Source organism: Pseudomonas fluorescens (genome assembly GCF_040448305.1).
Lineage (GTDB): Bacteria > Pseudomonadota > Gammaproteobacteria > Pseudomonadales > Pseudomonadaceae > Aquipseudomonas > Aquipseudomonas fluorescens_BH.
In genome coordinates this window covers 4,937,501-4,956,875 of sequence record NZ_CP148752.1, presented here as the reverse complement: position 1 = coordinate 4,956,875, position 19,375 = coordinate 4,937,501, and the positions used below count along the sequence as shown (strand labels likewise).

Here is a 19,375-nt window from a genome sequence, read left to right as displayed (position 1 = left end):
CGCTTGCGGCATAATGTCGACTTAATCGGTCAACGGCTTAATAGGCTTTATTTCTACGAGGCTCCCCATGCACGTACTGGTTTGCGAAGACGATGAATTGATCGCCAGCGGTATCGTCGCCGGCCTGACCGCCCAGGGCCTGACCGTGGAACACGTCGCCACGGCGTCCGCCGCCCGGGCGATGCTCAAGGTCGCGGAGTTCGACGTGATGGTGCTCGACCTCGGATTGCCCGACGAAGATGGCCTCAAGCTGCTGCAGCAGTTGCGCCATCAAGGCCTGGAGTTGCCGGTCTTGATCCTCACCGCCCGGGACTCGGTCACCGACCGCGTCGATGGCCTGCAAGCCGGCGCCGACGACTATCTGCTCAAGCCGTTTGACTTGCGTGAACTCGCTGCACGCTTGCACACGCTGTTACGGCGGGTGGCGGGGCGCAGTGTCAACCTGATCGAGCATGGTGCCCTGACCTACGACCCGAGCAGCCGCGAAACCACGCTCGCGGGGCAGCCGGTGGACCTGTCGCGCCGCGAGCAGTCATTGCTGCAAGCCTTGCTGCATAACCGTGGCCGCGTGCTGTCGACCGAACAGCTCAAGGACAGCGTCTACGGTTTCAATGACGAGTTGGAAAGCAATGCCCTCAACGTCCATATCCATCACCTGCGGCGCAAACTCGGCAACGGCATTGTCGAGACCGTGCGCGGCCTGGGCTATCGCCTGGGGCCGGCTGATGGCGGAGAAGAATCGAAGTGATGAGCCTGCGTTTGCGCCTGAGCCTGACGCTCGGCGCCGCATTTGCCTTGATCTGGGCCCTGGCCGCGGCCTGGATGCTCAGCGATTTGCGCAATCAAATGATGTTTTCCCTCGACCAGCGCCTGGTGGCCTCGGCACGCATGGTCGCCGGCCTGATGGAGCAACTGCCGCCCGTGCCGAGCAAGGGCGAGGGCACTCATTTCAGCGCCGAACAGCTGAACATTCCGGGTGGCATGGCGTGCCAGGTCAGCTCGTTGCGCGGTGAAATCCTCGCCCGCAGCCATACCGAGCCGCAGCAGACCCTGGAGGCCGAGAAACTCGGTTTTCACGATCAGATGATCGACGGCGCGCCGTGGCGCAGCTTTACACTGGCCCGGGGCGATCTGCGCATCACCACCGCCGACCGGCAGATCGAGCGCGAGGCGTTGAACATGTCGATCCTGCTGGCCGCTTCGGTGCCGGTGGGCGTGGCGCTGCTCGGTTGCCTGTGTTTGCTGTGGCTGGGTATCGGCCAGGGGCTGGCGCCGCTCAACCGCATGCGCGACGCCTTGATGCGCCGCAGTGCTGACTCCCTCGAACCCTTGCAGATCCAGCCGCTGCCCAGCGAGCTGCAACCCTTGCTGGAAACCCAGAACCAGTTGCTCCAGCGCATCGGCAAGACCATCGAGCGCGAACGTCGCCTCACCGGTGACGCGGCCCACGAACTGCGCAGCCCGCTGACCGCGATCAAGACCCACCTGCAAGTGGCGCGGATGACTGACGGCAGCGCCCGGGATCAGTCCCTGGCCCGGGCCGAAGAGGGCGCCGACCGCATGCACCGGACCCTCGAACAATTGCTGTTGCTGGCGCGCGTCGAGGGCAGTCTGTCATTTGACGACGGTGTGCAGTGCAATGCCGAGCAAGTGGCGAAACTGGCGATCCAGGACGCGGCGAGCGGCGATCGCCAGCGCATCAGGTTTCAGGCACCGGGCAAGGTTTCCGCCGCGCCGGTACAAATGCCCGCCGTGCTGTCGATTGCCGCGCTGCGCAACTTGCTCGACAACGCACTGCGCCATACCCCCGCCGACAAAACGGTGGAGTTGAGCCTGGAAACCACCGGCAATCGTGTGCAGTTCGTGGTGCGCGACCATGGGCCGGGGATTGCCGAAGAGGATCTGCAACACCTGACCCAGCGTTTCTGGCGCAACGGCCAGAGCACCGGTTGTGGTCTGGGGCTGGCGATTGTCCAGGCCATCGTTCAGCGTTGCGGTTGCACGCTGCATTTCGATAGCCGGCCGGACGGCTTGCGGGTTGAGCTGACGATGCCACTGCAACCCATCTGAAAACACCACAAAACCCTGTGGGAGCGGCGGTGCGGCGATCCGACTTGCTCGCGAAGGCGTCGTGTCAGTCGAGATCAATGTTGCCTGATACACCGTCTTCGCGAGCAGGCTCGCTCCTACAAGGGATTGCGGTTACCTCTGAGAAAGCCGAGCCAAAGTCTAAATCTTCTCGACGCTGATGCGTTTCCAGAACAGGAAAACCTGACAAGTGCGCCCCGTGACCGGAACGCGCACCTGCCCGGTGTGCAGTTTTGGTCACTATCCGCAGCGTATTGAGGAGTCGAGAGATGTCAGTCGCTACCAGCCTTATCGAAGAGCAGCCGGCGACGCCCGCCGAGACGCTTTATCAATTCAACGAATCGCCGCTGCTGGCCCGTCAGAGCCGGCAGGAATCCAATGCCCGCAGCTACCCACGGCGCATTCCCCTGGCACTCAAGCGCGCCAAGGGCATCTACGTCGAAGATGTCGAAGGCCGAACCTTCATCGATTGTCTGGCCGGAGCAGGAACCCTGGCTCTGGGGCACAACCACCCGGTGGTGATCGAAGCCATCCAGCAAGTGCTGGCCGATGAACTGCCGTTGCACACCCTGGACCTGACCACCCCGGTCAAGGACCAGTTCGTCCAGGATCTATTCGGTCTGCTGCCACCAGCCCTGGCCGCTGAAGCGAAGATCCAGTTCTGTGGCCCCACGGGCACCGACGCCGTGGAAGCCGCGCTGAAATTGGTACGTACTGCCACCGGCCGCAGCACCGTGCTGTCGTTCCAGGGCGGTTACCACGGCATGAGTCAGGGCGCGTTGAGCCTGATGGGCAGCCTGGGGCCGAAAAAGCCCCTGGGCGCCTTGCTCGGCAGTGGCGTGCAGTTCATGCCGTACCCTTACGATTACCGCTGCCCGTTCGGGCTCGGCGGCGCGCAAGGGGTCAAGGCCAACCTGAGTTACCTGGAAAACCTGCTCAACGATCCCGAGGCCGGCGTGCAATTGCCGGCGGCGGTGATCGTGGAAGTGGTGCAGGGCGAGGGCGGGGTGATCCCGGCGGATCTGGACTGGTTGCGCGGTCTGCGGCGGATCACCGAGCAGGCGGGCGTCGCGTTGATCGTCGATGAAATCCAGAGTGGCTTCGCCCGCACCGGCAGGATGTTCGCCTTCGAGCATGCCGGGATCATTCCCGATGTCGTGGTGATGTCCAAGGCCATCGGCGGCAGCCTGCCGCTGGCGGTGGTGGTCTATCGCGACTGGCTCGACACCTGGCTGCCGGGTGCCCATGCCGGGACGTTCCGCGGCAATCAGATGGCCATGGCCGCCGGTTCCGCGGTGATGCGTTATCTGGTCGAACACAAGCTCTGCGAGCATGCCGCCGCGATGGGCGAGCGTCTGGCCGAGCACCTGCGCATCCTGCAGCGGGACTTCCCGCAACTGGGTGACATTCGCGGGCGTGGCTTGATGCTCGGTGTTGAACTGGTGGACCCGACAGGCGCGCTGGACGCCCAAGGCCATCCGCCGGCCTTCGCCCGCCTGGCACCCCTGGTGCAGCGCGAATGCCTCAAGCGCGGCTTGATCCTGGAACTCGGTGGCCGTCATGGTGCGGTGGTGCGCTTCCTGCCGCCGCTGGTGATTACTGCTGCGCAAATCGATCGCGTAGCCGAAATCTTCGGCCGGGCCCTGGCCGCCGCCACTGCCAATCCTTAAATTTTCCGCCCTGCGGAACGTTCTTTCTACATAACTGCTGCGCACACAGCGCAGCCCGCCCGATAACGATGGAGAGACACCATGACGTCAGTATTCGACCGCGAGGACATCCTCTTTCAGGTCGTGGTCAACCACGAAGAGCAATACTCGATCTGGCCCGACTACAAAGCCGTGCCACAAGGCTGGCGCACCGTGGGCAAAAGCGGGCTGAAAAAGGAATGCCTGGCCTACATCGAAGAAACCTGGACCGACATGCGTCCGTTGAGCCTGCGGCAGAAAATGGACGAGCAGGCGGCTGTGGCGCACTGATCCGTCATGTAAAAAGAAGCCCGCTGGACTGGTGACAGTCAGCGGGCTTTTTCAGGTCTTGAGTTTGTGTTGTCTGTCCGGCCGCCTTCGCGAGCAAGCCCGCTCCCACAGTGGATTTATGGCGCGACACAAATCCACTGTGGGAGCGGGCTTGCTCGCGAAGAACGATAACGCGGTCCAGCCGAGGTTACACGCCACTAAGGCCCTTGATGACCAGATTCACATTCCCCTCCAGCTCAGCCACCGGATCCTCGGCATCGGTGCTCAACACCACCAACCGGCTACCCGACCCGGCAATTACCGCTTTCAGCGCATCCGATGGCTGCCGGTGATGCAGTACCACCGCCACGTCATTGTCCTTGAGCGTCGTGGCCAATTGCGTGAGCGCTTCCGGTGTCCACTCGGCATCGGCGCGTGGGTCCTGGCCGATCAATTCCAGATTGAGACTGCCGATCAGGTAGCCGAAGTGATCGCTGAGGCTCATCACACTGAGGTTGTCCACGCTGGCCAGCCGCGCCTCGCTGGCGGCACTGAGCTTGAGCAAACGCTGCTTGAGCGCTGCCAGGTTGGCGTCGATTTTCGGCTTGGCCTCGGGAGCCAGGCGCACCAGGTCCGCCGCCATCACATCGGCCATGCGCCCCATGTTACTGCTGGAGAACCACGGCTGACTGTTCAGCCCGTCGACCTTGTTGTCGGGCTGTACGGCTATGCCGGGCAGGGCGCCGTCCACCGGGCGGGCGGCGTCGACTTCGACGATGCGGATATTGCTGCGCCGGGAGATCGGGTACAGCGGGTCATCCGGCCACAGTGAGCGCAGACCGATCACCGCATCGGCATCGTTCGCCAGCTTGGCCAGCGCCGGGGCGCCACGGCCGGTGAAGTAGGCGGTCTGGCGGCTGCCGGGCAGGTTGGCCGGGGCCGCACGTTCGAGGCTGACATCGGTGCCCTTGAGCAACACTTCACCCAACCCATAAGTAATCGGCAGAGAGGCCAGCACACGCAGCGGTTTGCCGTTGTCGGCGGCCATGGTCGTTGTCACCAGCCCACACAGGGCGACGGCGAGGGTCAGTTGGCGCAGTGAAAAAATCATTTATCCAAGGTTCCCTTTCAGGCTGGGGACAACGCCGCGCGCGAGGGCGGCCAGGGCGAAGGCGATACCGGCCACGAGGATGATCGCGGCACCGGACGGGATCGGCAGGTCAAAGACGATCGGCGCGAGAATCCCGCACAGGGTGCTGACGGTGGCGATCAGCACCGAACACCAGAAAAAGCCCTTCAGCGATTGGCTGAGCAGGCGTGACGCGGCGGCCGGAATCACCAGCAGGGCGCCGACCAGAATCGCGCCGATGACCTTGACGGCGGCGACGGTGATCAGCGTCACCAGAATCACGAACAGGTAATCCAGGGTTTTCACCGCCACCCCGCGTACCGCCGCCAGTTGCGGGTTGAAACTGGCGAGCATGATGCGGTTGTACAAAGGCAAGGCCAGGGCCATGACCAGCGAACCGACGATGGCCAGCACCAGCAGGTCATTGCCGTTGACCGTCAGCACCGAGCCGAACAGTACGTTTTCCAGAATGTGCACGTTGATCTTGCCCGCCAGAATCAACAGCAGGCTCGCGCCCAAGGCAAGTGACACCGAGAGAAACACACCGATCAAGGTGTCCGGCGCCAGGCCGGTGCGGTTGCGCAGGTAGTTGAGCAGGATGCCGAACAGCAGGCAGTAGCCGAACAGGCTGCCGTAAGGCCCGCTGTAGGGTTCGCCGAGCAGAATGCCGATGGCCACGCCGGTCAGTGCGGCATGACCGACCGCCTCGGAGAAAAACGCGAAGCGCTTGACCACCACCAGCGTGCCCAGGCCGCCCAGCACCGGGCCGATCAGCAGTCCGGCGATCAATGCGTTGACCACGAACCCATAGGCCAGCGCCTCGGGCAGATAACCCGACGACGCCCAGCCCTGGACCATCAGGCGAAAAGCTTCGTAACTCATCAGGCAAGGCTCCGTGGGTGGGTCGAGAACAGGGTCAACAGACGTTCCGGTGTCAGCGCCTGTTGCGGCGTGGCGTCGAACAGCACCCGGCGATTGAGCCCGGTGACGTGATCGGCCAGGCGTCCGACCGCTTCCAGGTCGTGCTCGATCCACAGCACGGTGATGCCCGCCGCTCGCCAGTCGCCGAGCAAGCGTTCGAACACCCGGATGCCGGCCTCATCGAGGGCGGACATCGGTTCGTCGAGCACCAGCAGCTGCGGAGGCGGAATCAGCCCCTGGGCCAGCAACACCCGTTGCCGTTCGCCACCGGACAGCGCGCCCATGCGGCGCTTGCGTTTGTCCTGCATGCCGACCCGCTCCAGCGCCTCGCCAATCGCCACCGCGTAGTGTTTGCTCAAACCGAGAAAGGCCGGGCGACGCTGGCACATGGCGGCCATGAAATCGTCGACGGTCATCGGCAAGCCCCGGTCGAACTCCAGCGCCTGTGGCACATAGCCGATGGTCCCAGGCACCGCAGGCCACTGCAGGCTCAAGCGACCCTGGTGCGGCATTTGCCCGAGCAGGGTCTTGATCAGCGAACTCTTGCCACCGCCGTTGGGGCCGACCAGCGCGTGCACACTGCCGGGCTGAACCTGGAAGGTGACCTTGTCGAGGATCGTCGTGCGCCCGAGGGTCAGGCTGATGTCGGCAAAATCCAGCGTTGGCCCCGAACTCTGTAGGAGCGAGCCTGCTCGCGAATGCGGTGTGTCAGTTGACGATGATGCTGACTGACTGGGCGCCTTCGCGAGCAGGCTCGCTCCCACAGGGGATTCTGCATCGGCCAGGATGGTTTCTTTCGATGTCATGCCCCCGACTCCTGAATCGCCCGCACCGCGGTATTGAGGTTGCCGGTCATTTCCTTTTCGTACTTGTCGGCGGTGTATTCGCCGTAGGAAATGTGCGACAGCGGATACAGCTTCACCCCGGATTCGCGCTGGATGGTGTCGACGTAAGCGGAAGGAAAGTCCATCTCCGAGAAGATCACTTTCACGTCCAGTTCACGCAGTTGATCGATGGTCTTTTTCAGCTGGCTCGGGCTTGGCTCGATACCGTGGGCCGGCTCGACCACGGCCGTCACTTCGAGGCCGAACTCACGCAGCAGGTAGTCGTAGGCCGCGTGCACCGTGGCCACCCGCAGTTCGGCGTTCGGTGCCTGGGTCAGTTTGGCCAGGGCATCGGCGCGCATCTTGCGCAGGCGCTTGCCGTAGGCGCGGGCGTTTTCGGTATAGGTCTTGGCATTGACCGGATCGAGCTTGCCTAGCTCCCGGGCAATGTTGTTGACCTGGGCGATGGAGGCGCTGATCGACAGGAAGGTGTGCGGGTTCACCACCTTGCCGGCACCGCGTGCGGCCACGCCGGTGGCAGCCAGCAGCGGCACGTTTTCGTTGGCTTCGATCACCGGGACCTTTGGGGTTTCGCTGGCGGCGATCATGCGATCGGCGAAATCATCATGACCGACGCCATTGAGCACGATCACGTCCAGCCCGCTGATGCGCTTGATGTCTTCGGCGCGGGGTTCGTAGGCATGCGGGTTGAAACCGGCCGGAATCAGCGGCACCACCTCGGCCTTGTCGCCGACGATGTTCGCCACGTAGCTGTAGTAAGGATGCAGGGTGATGCCGATACGCAGGCGCTTGGCTTCGTCGGCGCTGGCCAGGGATGGCAGCAGGCAGGCGAGCAAGCCGATCAGTAGCAGGCGCAAAAAACAACGTTGAGATGAATTGGGCATGGGAAAGCGGTCTTCTCTCGGATAAAGGCGAGGGTTCAGTGCCGGTGCTGGCGGGTTACGCCGGCATCGAATTGGGCGACGACCTGCTGCCAACCGGCGCTTTCGAGCGCGGCGTCGCTGAGGTCGGCCGGTGCCGTGAGCTTGCTGGCGCGGTTGAGCCAGATGTCCGGCGCATCATTGGCTGCGGCCAGGCGCATCAGGAATGAACCGGCGACCGTCGGCGTCTGGCTCTGGCCGAAATAGGCCTTGGCGTCGAGCAATTGCCAGGCATGGCCGCCCCGGCTGACGGAGCTGGCATCCTGGGAAAACGGGGCAAACCCTTCCCCGGCGAGGGCCTCGGGAGTCGGCAGCGCTTGCTGTTCCTGGCGCAACAGGTGGATCTCGTCCAGCGTCACCCGCAAATCGGCGTAGATACCTTGCTCGGATGCACTGAGGTCACGGCGCGCATCCAGTTGATGGCTGCTGACACTGCTCACCTCATGGGATTCACCACGCCAGAGCACCACCGAGCCGGCCACCGCCAAGATCATCAGGCACAGCAGCAGAACGTAGAGGGTTTCGTGACCGGCCCCGGCCGGGCGCACGACTTGGGTCGTTGGAGTGCTCATGGTGCCTCGATGTCCGCTTGGTCGATTTCCACGACGTGACCGGGGCCGGCATCGAACAGCACATAGAACTCGGCTCCGGGCTTCTTGAAGGTCAGGGTCGAATCAGGCCCGAGCTTACCCGGCACCAGAATGGTTTCGTCGTAGCCGATCACATCGAGGGTCACGCCCGGCGCGCCGCTGCCGTCGGAAAAACCACCGGTGCACTTGATCTGTTCGGCGTCGATGGCCTTGCATTCGCACATCGGGTTGTGGGCCAGGGCGCTGGCACTGAAACCGGCGCAGAGCACCAGCAACAGGGGGTTGAGCGAGCGAAGAGGGTTGATCATGGTTTGCCTCCTTGTTTGTTCACCCAGGCGATGGTGGCGGGGGAGGCCTGGCTCAAAGGAATGGATGCCTGATGCATGGCGCCGTCCCAGCCTTCCATGGTGATCCACAGCTCGGCGTCGGCCGTGGTCTTTTCCGGGACGGGCAGCGAAGCGCCCATGCGGTACGGGGCACCGAAGAAAATCACTCCGGCGGCGCGCAGGCTTCGGGGCTTGCCGATGCGCAGGTAAGTGGCCTTGACCTGGCCGATACAGGCCTCGCACAACGCGGCGTTGAAACCCTTCATGTAGCCGGCGGAGCCTTCGAGCATCGGGGCTGAGTTGCGCAGTTCCGCCAGGCGCAGGCTCCAGGGGCCGACCCGGACTTCGCCGACCTCCCGTTCGCCAAGGCCACTGTCGCCGCGCATCAATGCCTCGTCGGCGAAGTACTTGGGCATGAAACCGAGTGGGATCAGCAGCAACAGGACGTTCAGGTGAAAGCGCCATCTGTGCCAGAACACACTCAGGCGCGAGGGTTGCGGGGCTGCAATGTCTTGGCTCACAGGTCGACCTCCGACACTTCGTGGTTCGTGGCCGGTTGCGCCGCGGTGTCGCGCTGTTTCTTGTTACTGCGTTTGAAGGCATTGGCGGTGGCCAGCGCCGTGCGCTTGGTCCAGATCAGCAGGCCGCTGAGCACCATCATGCTCAGCAGCAGGCCGAAGAACGCCCAGATCAGTTTGATCCACAGTCCGCCGAAATCGCCGGTGTGCAGCGGGCGCATGGACTCAGTGACGAACTCCAGGGCCGAACGGTCCGAAATCAGGCGCGAGGCGGCGATTTCGCCGTTGTACGGGTTGATCGTGGCGGTCTGGAACATCAACGGGTACCAACCGCGTCCACCGACATCCAGATGGCTGTAGGCATTGCCCGGCAGGCTGACGAAACTAGCTTCCAGCCCGGAGATTTCCTGCGTGGCGATTTCAATCGCGCGATCAAGGTCGATACGCGGCGGGGGCGAGCCATCGGGCGACAGCGGCACTGCTTCGCGGGACATCGCCGGGATGATCTTCTCCGTGGAGATGGAAATCTGGTTATCGGACAGCAAGGCCTGGATCAGGAACCAGGTGCCGGTGACGGAGATCACCGCGATGAACCAGATCGACCAGATGCCGCTCAAGCGGTGAAAGTCGCCCCAGAAAATCCGCGCGCCGTGGCGAATGCGCAGGGTCGGGCGGAAGAAGCCTTTCCAGAAGCGTTTGTAGACCACCAAACCGGTAATTAGCGACGCCAGCAATGGCAAGCCGAGAAACGACACCAGGTACCAGCCCCAGCTGTAACCATTGGTGAACGGCACCAGCCACCAAGCGTGCAGGGCGCGGGTAAAGGCGCGGAAGTTGAACTCCGGCGCGATGCCCTGGATCACGCCGCTGTACGGATTGACATAAATCACCACCGAGCGCCCGTCGGGGTAGCTGACTTCGACATCCAGGGCAAAGTGCGACTCGTCGGGGCGACTGATGCTCTGCACCACTGTCTGCGGTTCGGCCCTGTTGATGGCCTCGATGACCTGCTGATAGCTGAGCAGCGGAGCATCATCCGAGGGCTGGCTGGCGCGCATTGGCGGGTTGGCCAGCCAGACGATCTCCTGGCTGATGACGGCCAGGGTTCCTGTCACACAGACGATCAGCACGAAAAACCAGATCGGCAGCGCCAGCCAGCTATGGACCAGGAACCAGATTTTTGAACGGGACTTCTTTGACATGTTGGAGGTCTTGGCTCGATGAGAGGCAGCTCGGCTGCGGGCTTCGCAGGGATGAGCGCCCTGAAGGTCCGATCGTGGCTTTTGCCTACGCGAAAGGACTGCATCTATGTAGGACGGATGAGCAGGGGAAATCCCGAAAGGGGAAATGAAAGAAAATGTTTCTCATTGCCGACAGGTCAATGGCGGGCATGCTTGCGCAAGTGATCAGCAAGTCGGCGGTGCTGTTGAAGGCGGGGCCCCGGCGGGAGCGAGCCTGCTCGCGAAGAGGCCCGCTCCAGCACCAAGGATTTCAACCCTGGGCAAACATCTCCTTCGCCCGTTGCTCGATCTGCTCCTGGGTCAGGTCTTCCTTGTGCGTGGCGAGGAACCACAGGTGCCCGTAGGGATCTTTCAAGGTGCCCGAACGGTCACCGTAAAACTGATCCTTGACCTCCGATACAACGGTTGCGCCGGCATCGATCGCCTGTTTGTAGGACTTGTCGACATCCGTCACGTACAAATGCAGACCCACGGACGGCGAATTGTCCGGGTTGCTCAGCGGTCCTTGATCGCACGGAGTGCCCAGCATGATCGGGCAATCGCCGATGCGCAGTTCGGCGTGGCCGACACCGCCATCGGGCATGTCCAGGCGCATGATTTCAATGGCGCCAAAGGCTTTTTTGTAGAAAGCGATGGCTTCGGCGGCTTTGTTGATGCCCAGATAGGGGGTGACGCTGTGATACCCCTCTGGAATGGGTTTGACGCTCATGATGGATCTCCCTGTTCCTGTTTTGTGAATAGAAAGTACCTGTGCCGTTGTACGACCGAATAAATATAGGCCAGCCTCTTTCGACTCACCGAGTGCCCGACGAGCAGCAGCGCCATTCAAGTGCCATCAAGTCGACTCTAACCAGTGCGCTCCCGGGCCGCGTTCTCCCAGCACATCGACAATGATCGCCATTTCTTGATAGCCACTATTGAAAGCGTTGATTTCTGCAGCACGGGGGGCGCGCGTAGCCTGTGTTCATTGCCTCGAACCCAGTCGCCAGGACGCCAATATGAAACCGATGATTGCCACTTTGCTGATGCTCGCCGTCTCTGTACTCGCCGGATGTGCCAGCCATGTTTCCCCGGAGCTTCGGCCTTACACGGCTGAAGAAAGCAAGGAACTGGCACTGGAGGCGCTGAACCGCCGCGGTTTGTCCTTCGACGAATACCACGCGAAAAAAGCCGAACTGCTCGGCCAACTGCAAAAGTCGTTCAACTTCGACAACCAGGGTGAAATGAACGTCGGGCGATCTGTACAGCTTCACGGTCGTCCAAGCTGAGGCGAAACTGTACTGCTCCAAGTTTTGCCTAACTGTCCATGGGTTTCCTCCAGGGTGTGCGATAGGGTCAACATCTGATCGACTTTGACGGATTGCCACCCATGACGCTCTCACTCGACCTGCTGCTGGGGTTCGCCCTGTTTGCTCTCGTCACCTCGATCACACCCGGCCCGAACAACACCATGTTGCTGGCCTCCGGGGTGAACTTCGGTTTCAACCGCACGATTCCGCACATGCTCGGCATCACTTGTGGCTTCTTCATACTAGTGGTGGCGGTCGGCTTTGGTCTTGGCGCGGTGTTCCAGACTTACCCCTTGCTCTACACCGTGCTGCGTTATGTGGGGGCGGCGTATTTGCTGTATCTGGCGTGGAAAATCGCCCATTCCGGGCCCATGTCGGAGAGTCAGCAGGGCGAGGCGAAACCGATCAGCTATCTGGGCGCTGCCGCGTTCCAGTGGGTCAATCCCAAAGCCTGGATCATGGCCATTGGCGCTATCAGCACCTACACGCCGATGCAGGGTTACTTCACTAATGTGATCGTGATCGCGGCTGTCTTTGCGATCATCAACCTGCCGAGTGTCGGTGTCTGGGCCGCTTGCGGCACGCTGTTGCGCAACGTTCTGAAGGATCGCCGCTGGCTGGGCCTGTTCAATTGGGGCATGGCCGCGCTGCTCGTGGGTTCGCTGTATCCGCTGTTGCTCGAAAGCTTTAGCTGACGCATTGCTTCAACCGGTTGCCCGATGCCTGTTAAGCTGACTTTTCAGGAGCGTTCCTACGCACTATTAAATGAAGTAATTCTTCTTTAACGGCATCCGATCAGGTATTGGTAGCGTTCTGAAAACAGCGCGCAGCTCACAAGGCTGCGTTTTGCCGTTTGCAGTCACGAGCTTCCTGATCCCGGAACACGCTCTGCGAGTCTTTTATGAATAAACGTCCGTTGTATTTCGATTACGCCGCCACCACGCCGGTGGATGAGCGGGTCATCAAGGTGATGGTCGAGTGTCTGGGCTTTACCGGCAATTTCGGCAACCCGGCCTCCAGCTCCCACGTCTTCGGCCAGCAGGCCCGGCAATCGGTCGAACAGGCGCGACGCCAGGTCGCCGAACTGGTCGGCGCGACACCCGGGCAGATCGTCTGGACTTCCGGCGCCACCGAATCCAACAACCTCGCGCTCAAAGGCGTGACCCAGGCCCGCGGCACTGGCGGCGGCCATATCATCACCAGCCAGATCGAACACAAGGCCATTCTCGATACCGCCAGGCAACTGCAGGATGCCGGTGTAGCAGTGACTTACCTGGTGCCGGACGCCGAGGGCCTGATCACCGCGCAAGCGGTCAGCGAAGCCATGCGCGAGGACACCTTCCTGGTGTCGCTGATGCTGGTCAACAACGAACTGGGCACCCTCAACGACATTCCCGCCATCGGTCAGGTCGTGCGTGATCGCGGGGCGTTGTTCCATGTCGACGCCGCACAGGGCGCGGGCAAAGTGGCGATCGACCTCGCGCAGTGGCCCGTGGACCTGATGTCGTTTTCCGCGCACAAGCTCTATGGCCCCAAAGGCATCGGCGCGTTGTACGTCGGTCCGCGCGCGCAACAGCGTTTGCAGGCGCAGATCCATGGCGGCGGGCATGAGGGCGGATTGCGTTCCGGCACCCTGGCTACCCATCAGATCGTGGCTATGGGCGCGGCCTTTGCACTGGCGGCGGCTGCGTTCGATGAAGAGAAAGCCACCATCGTGCGTTTGCGTGAACGCTTGCTCGAGCAATTGCAGAGCATTCCCGGCGTGCGTCTCAACGGCAGCCCGACCCGGCGCATTCCCCATACCCTGAGCCTGACCTTCGACGAAGGCGAGTTCAACCCGGCGGCGTTGCTGGCATCGATCGCATTTTCCGCGACCTCGGCCTGCAATTCCGCGAGCAATACCCCATCCCATGTACTGCTGGCCCTGGGGCACGATGCCCGCTCGGCCGGCCGCACCATCCGCTTGAGCCTCGGGCGTTTCACCACCGAGCAGGACATCGACCAGGCGGTTCAACTGATCAAGGCAGCCTGCGCCAGTGCTCCGGCATTCTGGCAATAGGGCGACGAAGCGCCGACATTGATCGGCACTCAACAATAATGAACAAGTGATTAGCAGGAGAGACGATGAATACGCAGCTTTCGATCAATGGCTCGGTGCCCCAGCGCCTGGCGCAAACCCGCGAACTGATGAGCCGGGAGGGCATTCACGCCTTGCTGGTGCCGTCGGCCGACCCGCACCTGTCCGAATACCTGCCGGGTTACTGGCAGGGGCGCCAGTGGTTGTCGGGCTTCCATGGTTCGGTCGGCACCCTGATCGTGACCCCGGACTTTGCCGGCGTCTGGGCCGACAGCCGTTATTGGGAGCAGGCGACCAAGGAACTCAAGGGCAGCGGCATTGATCTGGTCAAGCTGCAACCGGGTCAACCCGGGCCACTGGAATGGCTGGCCGAGCAAACCCCCGAGGGCGGCGTTGTCGCGGTCGATGGCGCGGTCATGGCCGTGGCTTCGGCACGGACCCTGAGCGGTAAACTTGAAGAGCGTGGCGCCCGCCTGCGCACCGACATCGACCTGCTGAGCGGCGTCTGGAGCGACCGCCCAGGTCTGCCGAACGAACCGATCTATCAGCACCTGCCACCACAGGCGACCGTCAGCCGTGGCGAAAAACTCGCCAAACTGCGTGAAACCCTTCAGGCGCGGGGTGCCGACTGGCATTTCATCGCCACCCTGGATGATATCGCCTGGCTGTTCAACCTGCGTGGCGGCGACGTGTCGTTCAACCCGGTGTTTGTTTCTTTCGCCTTGATCAATCAACAGCAGGCCACGCTGTTTGTCGCCTTGAGCAAAGTCAGCGCCGAGCTGCGCGCCATCCTTGAACAGGACGGCGTGACCTTGCGCGATTACAGCGAGGTCGCCGCCGCACTGCGCGCCGTGCCGAGCGGTGCGAGCCTGCAAGTAGACCCGGCGCGGGTCACGGCGGGGTTGCTGGACAACCTGAACAGTGGGGTGAAGCTGATCGAAGGCCTGAACCCGACCACCCTGGCCAAATCGCAAAAAAGCCTGGCCGATGCCGAACACATCCGTCAGGCCATGGAACAGGACGGCGCAGCGCTGTGCGAATTCTTCGCCTGGCTGGACTCGGCGCTGGGGCGCGAGCGCATCACTGAACTGACCATCGACGAAAAACTCACCGCCGCCCGTGAGCGCCGTCCGGATTATGTCTCGCTGAGCTTCAATACCATCGCCGCGTTCAACGCCAATGGCGCGATGCCTCACTACCATGCCACCGAAGAAGAGCACGCTGTGATCGAAGGGGACGGCCTGCTGCTAATCGACTCCGGCGGCCAGTACCTGGGCGGCACCACTGACATCACGCGCATGGTTGCGGTGGGCACACCGACCGATGAGCAAAAACGCGATTGCACCCGCGTGCTCAAGGGCGTGATTGCCTTGTCCCGTGCGCAGTTCCCGAAAGGCATCCTGTCGCCGCTGCTCGATTCCATCGCCCGTGCGCCCATCTGGGCGGAAAGTGTCGACTACGGTCACGGCACCGGTCATGGCGTCGGTTACTTCCTGAACGTCCACGAAGGTCCGCAAGTCATCGCTTATCAGGCCGCACCTGCACCGCAAACCGCGATGCAACCCGGCATGATCACGTCCATTGAACCGGGCACCTATCGTCCGGGTCGTTGGGGTGTGCGTATCGAAAACCTGGCGATGAACCGTGAGGCAGGCAAAAGCGAATTCGGCGAGTTCCTCAAGTTCGAAACCCTGACCCTGTGCCCGATCGATACGCGCTGCCTGGAAACCTCGCTGCTGTCGGACGAGGAAAAGCAGTGGTTCAACACCTACCACGCTGAAGTGCGCGAGCGCCTGAGTCCATTGGTCGAGGGTGCTGCACTTGAGTGGCTAAACACTCGCACTGCGGCTATCTGATTGGCTGTAGCCGGGCGCTGTTTCCAGCGCCTGGCTCATATAGTCGACAAAGGCTCTGACTCTGGCGAATTGGCGCCGATTCGCCGGGGCAAACAGCAGAGGCCGCCCATGTACCGCTCTTGTCGGGAGCGGCAAAGGGGCGGTTGATGGTCGGGCCTTAACTCAAGGCTTCGAGCACGAAGTCCAGTCGATCCTGGCCGAAGTACAACTGGTTATCGACAAACATGCTTGGTACGCCGAATACGCCGCGCTGCACTGCTTTCTCGGTGTTGTCCTTGAGCGTTGCCTTGACTGTTTCGTCGGCGGTCAGTGCCAGCACCTCATTGGGATCGAAACCGTTGCCGCTCAGCACCGTGGCCACGGTTGCCGGGTCATTGAGGTTGCGGCCGTCGACCCACAGGGCCTTGAACAGGCAGTCAATGAAGGCGACAAAACGCTCGGGATGGTGCAGCTGAATGCCGGTCACGGCACGCATCAGCACCAGGGTGTTGATCGGGAAATGCGGATTGAACTTCAGTGGCACGCCGTAGCGCCGGGCATAACGGTCGAGGTCCTGAATCATGTGGCGGCCCTTGGCTGGAATGGTCGCCGGTGAGGCGTTGCCGGTGGCCTTGAACACACCGCCGAGCAGGATCGGGATGTAGATCAGCTGGCTGTCGGTTTGCTCGCAGATTGCCGGTAACTGGGTATAGGCCAGGTAAGTGGTGGGGCTGCCCAGGTCAAAAAGGAATTCCACGGTTTTGCTCATGTTCGGTGCACTCTGCTTATTGTTGTAGGGGAGGGCTTACCAGCGTTCGCTCCAGGGGCGCAGGTCCAGTTCGAAAGTCCAGGCGTCGCGGGGCTGGCTGTGCAGGTACCAGTAATTCTCGGCAATGTGTTCGGGGTTGAGGATGCCGTCCTGATCCTTGGTCGCGTATTTCTCGGGGAAGCTGTCGCGGATGAAATCGGTATCGATGGCGCCGTCGACGACGACATGGGCAACGTGAATATTCATCGGGCCGAGTTCTCGGGCCATGCTTTGCGCCAGCGCACGAATGCCGTGCTTGGCACCGGCAAATGCGGCGAACCCGGCTGCGCCACGCAGGCCAGCGGTGGCACCGGTGAACAGGATTGTGCCCCGCTGGCGCTTGGCCATGCGTATGGCCACTTCCCGCGCATTGAGAAACCCCGAGAAACAGGCCATTTCCCAGATCTTGAAATACTTGCGGGCGGTTTCTTCGAGAATGCTGCACGGCACGTTGGCGCCGATGTTGAACACGAACGCCTCGATGGGGCCGATCTCGCTTTCGATCTGCTCGACCAGTGCCACCACATCGTCTTCCTTGCGAGCGTCGCAGGCAAAACCGTGGGCCTCCCCACCATCGGCCCTGATGGCATCCACCAGTGGCTGGAGCTTGTCCGCACTGCGGCGGGTGACGCAGGCGACAAAACCCTCCTCGGCAAAACGCTTGGCAATGGCGCCGCCCGTGGCATCACCTGCCCCGACGACCAGTACGACCTTCTTGTTATTCATGGGTAGATCCCTTTTGGTAAACGATCGTTAACTAAACGAACGTTATGCTATGATTCGACAGACGTCAAGGTGAGCAATCCAGGGGGAAGGACAATGCGTTATTCGGCCAGTCACAAGCTGGAAACCAGGCAAAGGCTGCTGGAAAGCAGTGCTGTATCGGCCAAGAAGTCCGGATTTTCAACGGTAGGCGTGGACGGCCTGATGAAAGCGATTGGCTTGAGTGGCGGCGCCTTCTATAGCCACTTCTCGTCGAAAGACGAGTTGTTCGCAAGCATAGTCGAGCGTGAGTTGGGGCAAAGCCTGACGCGACTGGGGGAGGGGCAGGACCGTGACAAGCTTGAGCGCTGCTTGAAACAGTACCTGAGTATGTCTCACGTCGAGAATCCGGAGACCGGTTGTGCATTGCCGGCATTGGGGGCGGAAATTGCCCGTTCCGACGTGACTGTCCGCCAGCAGGCAGAGCACTGGATTTGTCGGCTTCAGGAACGTTGGGCGGGTGTTCTGCAAAGCGACAGCCTGGCGTGGGCGATTCTGTCGCAATGTATTGGTGCGCTGGTCGTAGCGCGCATGCTGGCTAGTCCGGATATCCAGCGCACTGTGCTGAAGTCCAGCTACGAGGAAATTGGCCGTCAGATCGCAAGTCCGAGAACCTGACGCGACGGCCCTGCCTATTTGCAGATGACAATCATGCTGCGGCTGGTATAACCCGCTGGATTGAGGCCAAACGGATAATCGCCGGGCTCTTCCACGGCATCTCCCGACTTGGCGATGACCTTGTATCCCTTGGGTGCGCAGGAGTTGGCAGCGCTGGCGTAGCACTTGTCCCAGGACGAAGATAGTCCGGAACAGTTGATGTGTAGCCCTTTCTTGCCGTGCTTGATCTGTGTGTTTGATGTCGCCGCGCAGCCCGCAATTGCAAGTACGGCGATCAAAATCAAAATTCGTTTCATTACTGTCCTTATAGCGTCCCCGGATCTTGTGCCCGGGTCTGGCTGCATTCGCTTTCGCTAGACGCGTACCGATATCCCTACCTGAAATTATCCGTGGTATGACTCTGGGTTGCGGGGCTAAACATGGCCTAATTGGGCGGCAAATACCAGACCCGTGTCATATCCGCTCTCAATCTGCCGTTACTACTGGCCTGGCAGCAGTGCTCATGGTCATGGTTGCGCCGATGGATGCCAGAATGATGCACATGATTGCCATCCATTGTGACAGAGAGAGGTATTCATGAAGGAACAGTAAGCCAGATAGCGCGCCGAAGGCGGGCTCGATACTCATCAGTGTGCCGAAGGTTCTGGCCGGCATGCGGGTCAGCGCGACCATCTCCAGGGTGTAGGGGAGGGCCGTGGACAAGATGGCGACGCCGAGGGCTATAGGGATCAATGACGGGCTCAGCAGAGCGGAACCTGCATGGACAATACCGATGGGGGCTACGAACAGCGCAGCGATCATTACCCCCAGTGCGGCGGTTTGCACGCCATTGTCGGCCCCGGCTTTTTGACCGAACAAAATGTACAGTGCCCAGCAGACCCCGGCACCCAAGGCATAACCGGCGCCTACCAGATCGATGCCGGAGGTCGCTTCTCCCATCGGTATCAGTAACAGTAAGCCGACGGCAGCCAGGGCGATCCACAAAAAGTCGATCACGCGACGCGAGGAGTAGATCGCCACCGCCAGTGGGCCGGTGAATTCAAGAGCCACCGCGATGCCCAGCGGGACTGTTTGCAATGACATATAGAAGAGGAAGTTCATGCCGCCCAGCGCCATCCCGTAGACGATGACGGTGCGCAGGGATCTTGCGGTGAGTTTTGCCCGCCATGGACGCAGTATCAGCATCATTATTATGCTGGCAAAAATCAGTCGTAATGTTGTCGTCCCCTGAGGGCCAACAACCGAGAACATGCTTTTGGCCAGAGAGGCTCCGGACTGGATCGACGCCATGGCTATGAGCAGCAGCCCAACCGAGAACAAGGTAGAGGCTAGGCTGCGAGGATGGTCATTCATTGCGTGGCATCGTCCGAAATATAGGAATCAAGGGTATTTCTATTTGTGTTGGGCAATATACTGCGCATTCCCTGCAGGCGCGTCTATATATAAGCAG

The 19,375-nt window shown here is 61.5% G+C and carries 22 protein-coding genes; 9 read left to right on the top strand and 13 right to left on the bottom strand.

What is annotated here, in order from left to right:
- Window positions 1-67: 67 nt before the first annotated feature.
- From WHX55_RS22395 to WHX55_RS22380, 4 genes are all read left to right on the top strand, one after another.
- Window positions 68-748: a response regulator gene (locus tag WHX55_RS22395; protein WP_008020398.1), complete on the top strand. Its 681-nt coding sequence runs from the start codon at window positions 68-70 to the stop codon at window positions 746-748.
- Window positions 745-2,070, top strand: coding sequence for an ATP-binding protein (locus tag WHX55_RS22390; RefSeq protein WP_150726346.1), 1,326 nt, complete (start codon window positions 745-747; stop codon window positions 2,068-2,070). The genes WHX55_RS22395 and WHX55_RS22390 overlap by 4 nt, the downstream gene beginning before the upstream one ends.
- Window positions 2,071-2,357: 287 nt before the next feature.
- A complete protein-coding gene (locus WHX55_RS22385) occupies window positions 2,358-3,758 on the top strand; it encodes an aspartate aminotransferase family protein (protein WP_353741343.1) in 1,401 nt (466 codons plus the stop codon).
- Between the two features lie 81 nt (window positions 3,759-3,839).
- Entirely contained in the window at window positions 3,840-4,067 is a 228-nt protein-coding gene (locus WHX55_RS22380) for an MbtH family protein (RefSeq protein WP_057713869.1), read from the top strand.
- 187 nt (window positions 4,068-4,254) lie between these two features.
- Here the strand turns inward: WHX55_RS22380 and WHX55_RS22375 are convergent, their stop codons facing one another.
- The 9 genes from WHX55_RS22375 to WHX55_RS22335 form a co-directional block, all read right to left on the bottom strand.
- The gene (locus tag WHX55_RS22375) at window positions 4,255-5,157 is read right to left on the bottom strand and encodes a zinc ABC transporter substrate-binding protein (protein ID WP_353741342.1); all 903 of its coding nucleotides are present in this window, start codon (window positions 5,155-5,157) and stop codon (window positions 4,255-4,257) included.
- Entirely contained in the window at window positions 5,158-6,057 is a 900-nt protein-coding gene (locus tag WHX55_RS22370; protein WP_353741341.1) for a metal ABC transporter permease, read from the bottom strand.
- The gene (locus WHX55_RS22365; RefSeq protein WP_353741340.1) at window positions 6,057-6,902 is read right to left on the bottom strand and encodes a metal ABC transporter ATP-binding protein; all 846 of its coding nucleotides are present in this window, start codon (window positions 6,900-6,902) and stop codon (window positions 6,057-6,059) included. Before WHX55_RS22365 ends, WHX55_RS22370 begins: the two co-directional genes overlap by 1 nt.
- On the bottom strand, window positions 6,899-7,825 hold the full coding sequence (locus WHX55_RS22360; RefSeq protein WP_353741339.1) for a metal ABC transporter substrate-binding protein: 927 nt from the start codon (window positions 7,823-7,825) through the stop codon (window positions 6,899-6,901). The genes WHX55_RS22365 and WHX55_RS22360 overlap by 4 nt, the downstream gene beginning before the upstream one ends.
- Before the next feature lie 35 nt (window positions 7,826-7,860).
- Window positions 7,861-8,433 (bottom strand): DUF6162 family protein, encoded by a 573-nt coding sequence (locus WHX55_RS22355; protein WP_150755968.1) that lies wholly within the window; start codon window positions 8,431-8,433, stop codon window positions 7,861-7,863.
- Window positions 8,430-8,759, bottom strand: a complete 330-nt coding sequence (locus WHX55_RS22350; RefSeq protein WP_150755967.1) for a hypothetical protein — start codon at window positions 8,757-8,759, stop codon at window positions 8,430-8,432. Before WHX55_RS22350 ends, WHX55_RS22355 begins: the two co-directional genes overlap by 4 nt.
- The gene (locus WHX55_RS22345; protein ID WP_150755966.1) at window positions 8,756-9,298 is read right to left on the bottom strand and encodes a thiamine pyrophosphate-binding protein; all 543 of its coding nucleotides are present in this window, start codon (window positions 9,296-9,298) and stop codon (window positions 8,756-8,758) included. Before WHX55_RS22345 ends, WHX55_RS22350 begins: the two co-directional genes overlap by 4 nt.
- A complete protein-coding gene (locus WHX55_RS22340) occupies window positions 9,295-10,497 on the bottom strand; it encodes a PepSY domain-containing protein (RefSeq protein WP_150755965.1) in 1,203 nt (400 codons plus the stop codon). The genes WHX55_RS22345 and WHX55_RS22340 overlap by 4 nt, the downstream gene beginning before the upstream one ends.
- A 289-nt stretch (window positions 10,498-10,786) precedes the next feature.
- Entirely contained in the window at window positions 10,787-11,245 is a 459-nt protein-coding gene (locus tag WHX55_RS22335) for a VOC family protein (RefSeq protein WP_057713877.1), read from the bottom strand.
- 289 nt (window positions 11,246-11,534) lie between these two features.
- On the opposite strand from WHX55_RS22335, the gene WHX55_RS22330 reads away from it, so the two are divergent.
- The 4 genes from WHX55_RS22330 to WHX55_RS22315 all read left to right on the top strand — a co-directional run bounded on the left by WHX55_RS22330 (window position 11,535) and on the right by WHX55_RS22315 (window position 15,758).
- Window positions 11,535-11,804 (top strand): hypothetical protein, encoded by a 270-nt coding sequence (locus WHX55_RS22330; RefSeq protein ID WP_353741338.1) that lies wholly within the window; start codon window positions 11,535-11,537, stop codon window positions 11,802-11,804.
- A gap of 101 nt (window positions 11,805-11,905) precedes the next feature.
- The gene (locus tag WHX55_RS22325; protein ID WP_353741337.1) at window positions 11,906-12,520 is read left to right on the top strand and encodes a LysE family translocator; all 615 of its coding nucleotides are present in this window, start codon (window positions 11,906-11,908) and stop codon (window positions 12,518-12,520) included.
- 206 nt (window positions 12,521-12,726) lie between these two features.
- The gene (locus WHX55_RS22320) at window positions 12,727-13,884 is read left to right on the top strand and encodes an aminotransferase class V-fold PLP-dependent enzyme (protein ID WP_150755963.1); all 1,158 of its coding nucleotides are present in this window, start codon (window positions 12,727-12,729) and stop codon (window positions 13,882-13,884) included.
- A 65-nt stretch (window positions 13,885-13,949) separates the two neighbouring features.
- Window positions 13,950-15,758, top strand: a complete 1,809-nt coding sequence (locus WHX55_RS22315) for an aminopeptidase P family protein (protein ID WP_150755962.1) — start codon at window positions 13,950-13,952, stop codon at window positions 15,756-15,758.
- A 157-nt stretch (window positions 15,759-15,915) separates the two neighbouring features.
- Here the strand turns inward: WHX55_RS22315 and WHX55_RS22310 are convergent, their stop codons facing one another.
- Window positions 15,916-16,506: a 2-hydroxychromene-2-carboxylate isomerase gene (locus WHX55_RS22310; protein WP_150755961.1), complete on the bottom strand. Its 591-nt coding sequence runs from the start codon at window positions 16,504-16,506 to the stop codon at window positions 15,916-15,918.
- A gap of 36 nt (window positions 16,507-16,542) precedes the next feature.
- Window positions 16,543-17,271 (bottom strand): SDR family oxidoreductase, encoded by a 729-nt coding sequence (locus WHX55_RS22305; protein ID WP_150755960.1) that lies wholly within the window; start codon window positions 17,269-17,271, stop codon window positions 16,543-16,545.
- A 93-nt stretch (window positions 17,272-17,364) separates the two neighbouring features.
- Here WHX55_RS22305 and WHX55_RS22300 point away from each other — a divergent pair, with 93 nt between their 5' ends.
- Complete coding sequence (locus tag WHX55_RS22300; RefSeq protein WP_150755959.1) at window positions 17,365-17,925, top strand: TetR/AcrR family transcriptional regulator; 561 nt, start codon at window positions 17,365-17,367, stop codon at window positions 17,923-17,925.
- Between the two features lie 14 nt (window positions 17,926-17,939).
- Here WHX55_RS22300 and WHX55_RS22295 read toward each other — a convergent pair whose 3' ends face one another.
- Both WHX55_RS22295 and rhtA read right to left on the bottom strand, forming a co-directional pair.
- Window positions 17,940-18,221: a hypothetical protein gene (locus WHX55_RS22295; protein ID WP_150755958.1), complete on the bottom strand. Its 282-nt coding sequence runs from the start codon at window positions 18,219-18,221 to the stop codon at window positions 17,940-17,942.
- 169 nt (window positions 18,222-18,390) lie between these two features.
- Window positions 18,391-19,278 carry a threonine/homoserine exporter RhtA gene (rhtA, locus tag WHX55_RS22290; protein ID WP_150755957.1) on the bottom strand — a complete coding sequence of 296 codons (888 nt, stop codon included), beginning with the start codon at window positions 19,276-19,278 and terminating at the stop codon, window positions 18,391-18,393.
- Window positions 19,279-19,375 lie beyond the last annotated feature (97 nt).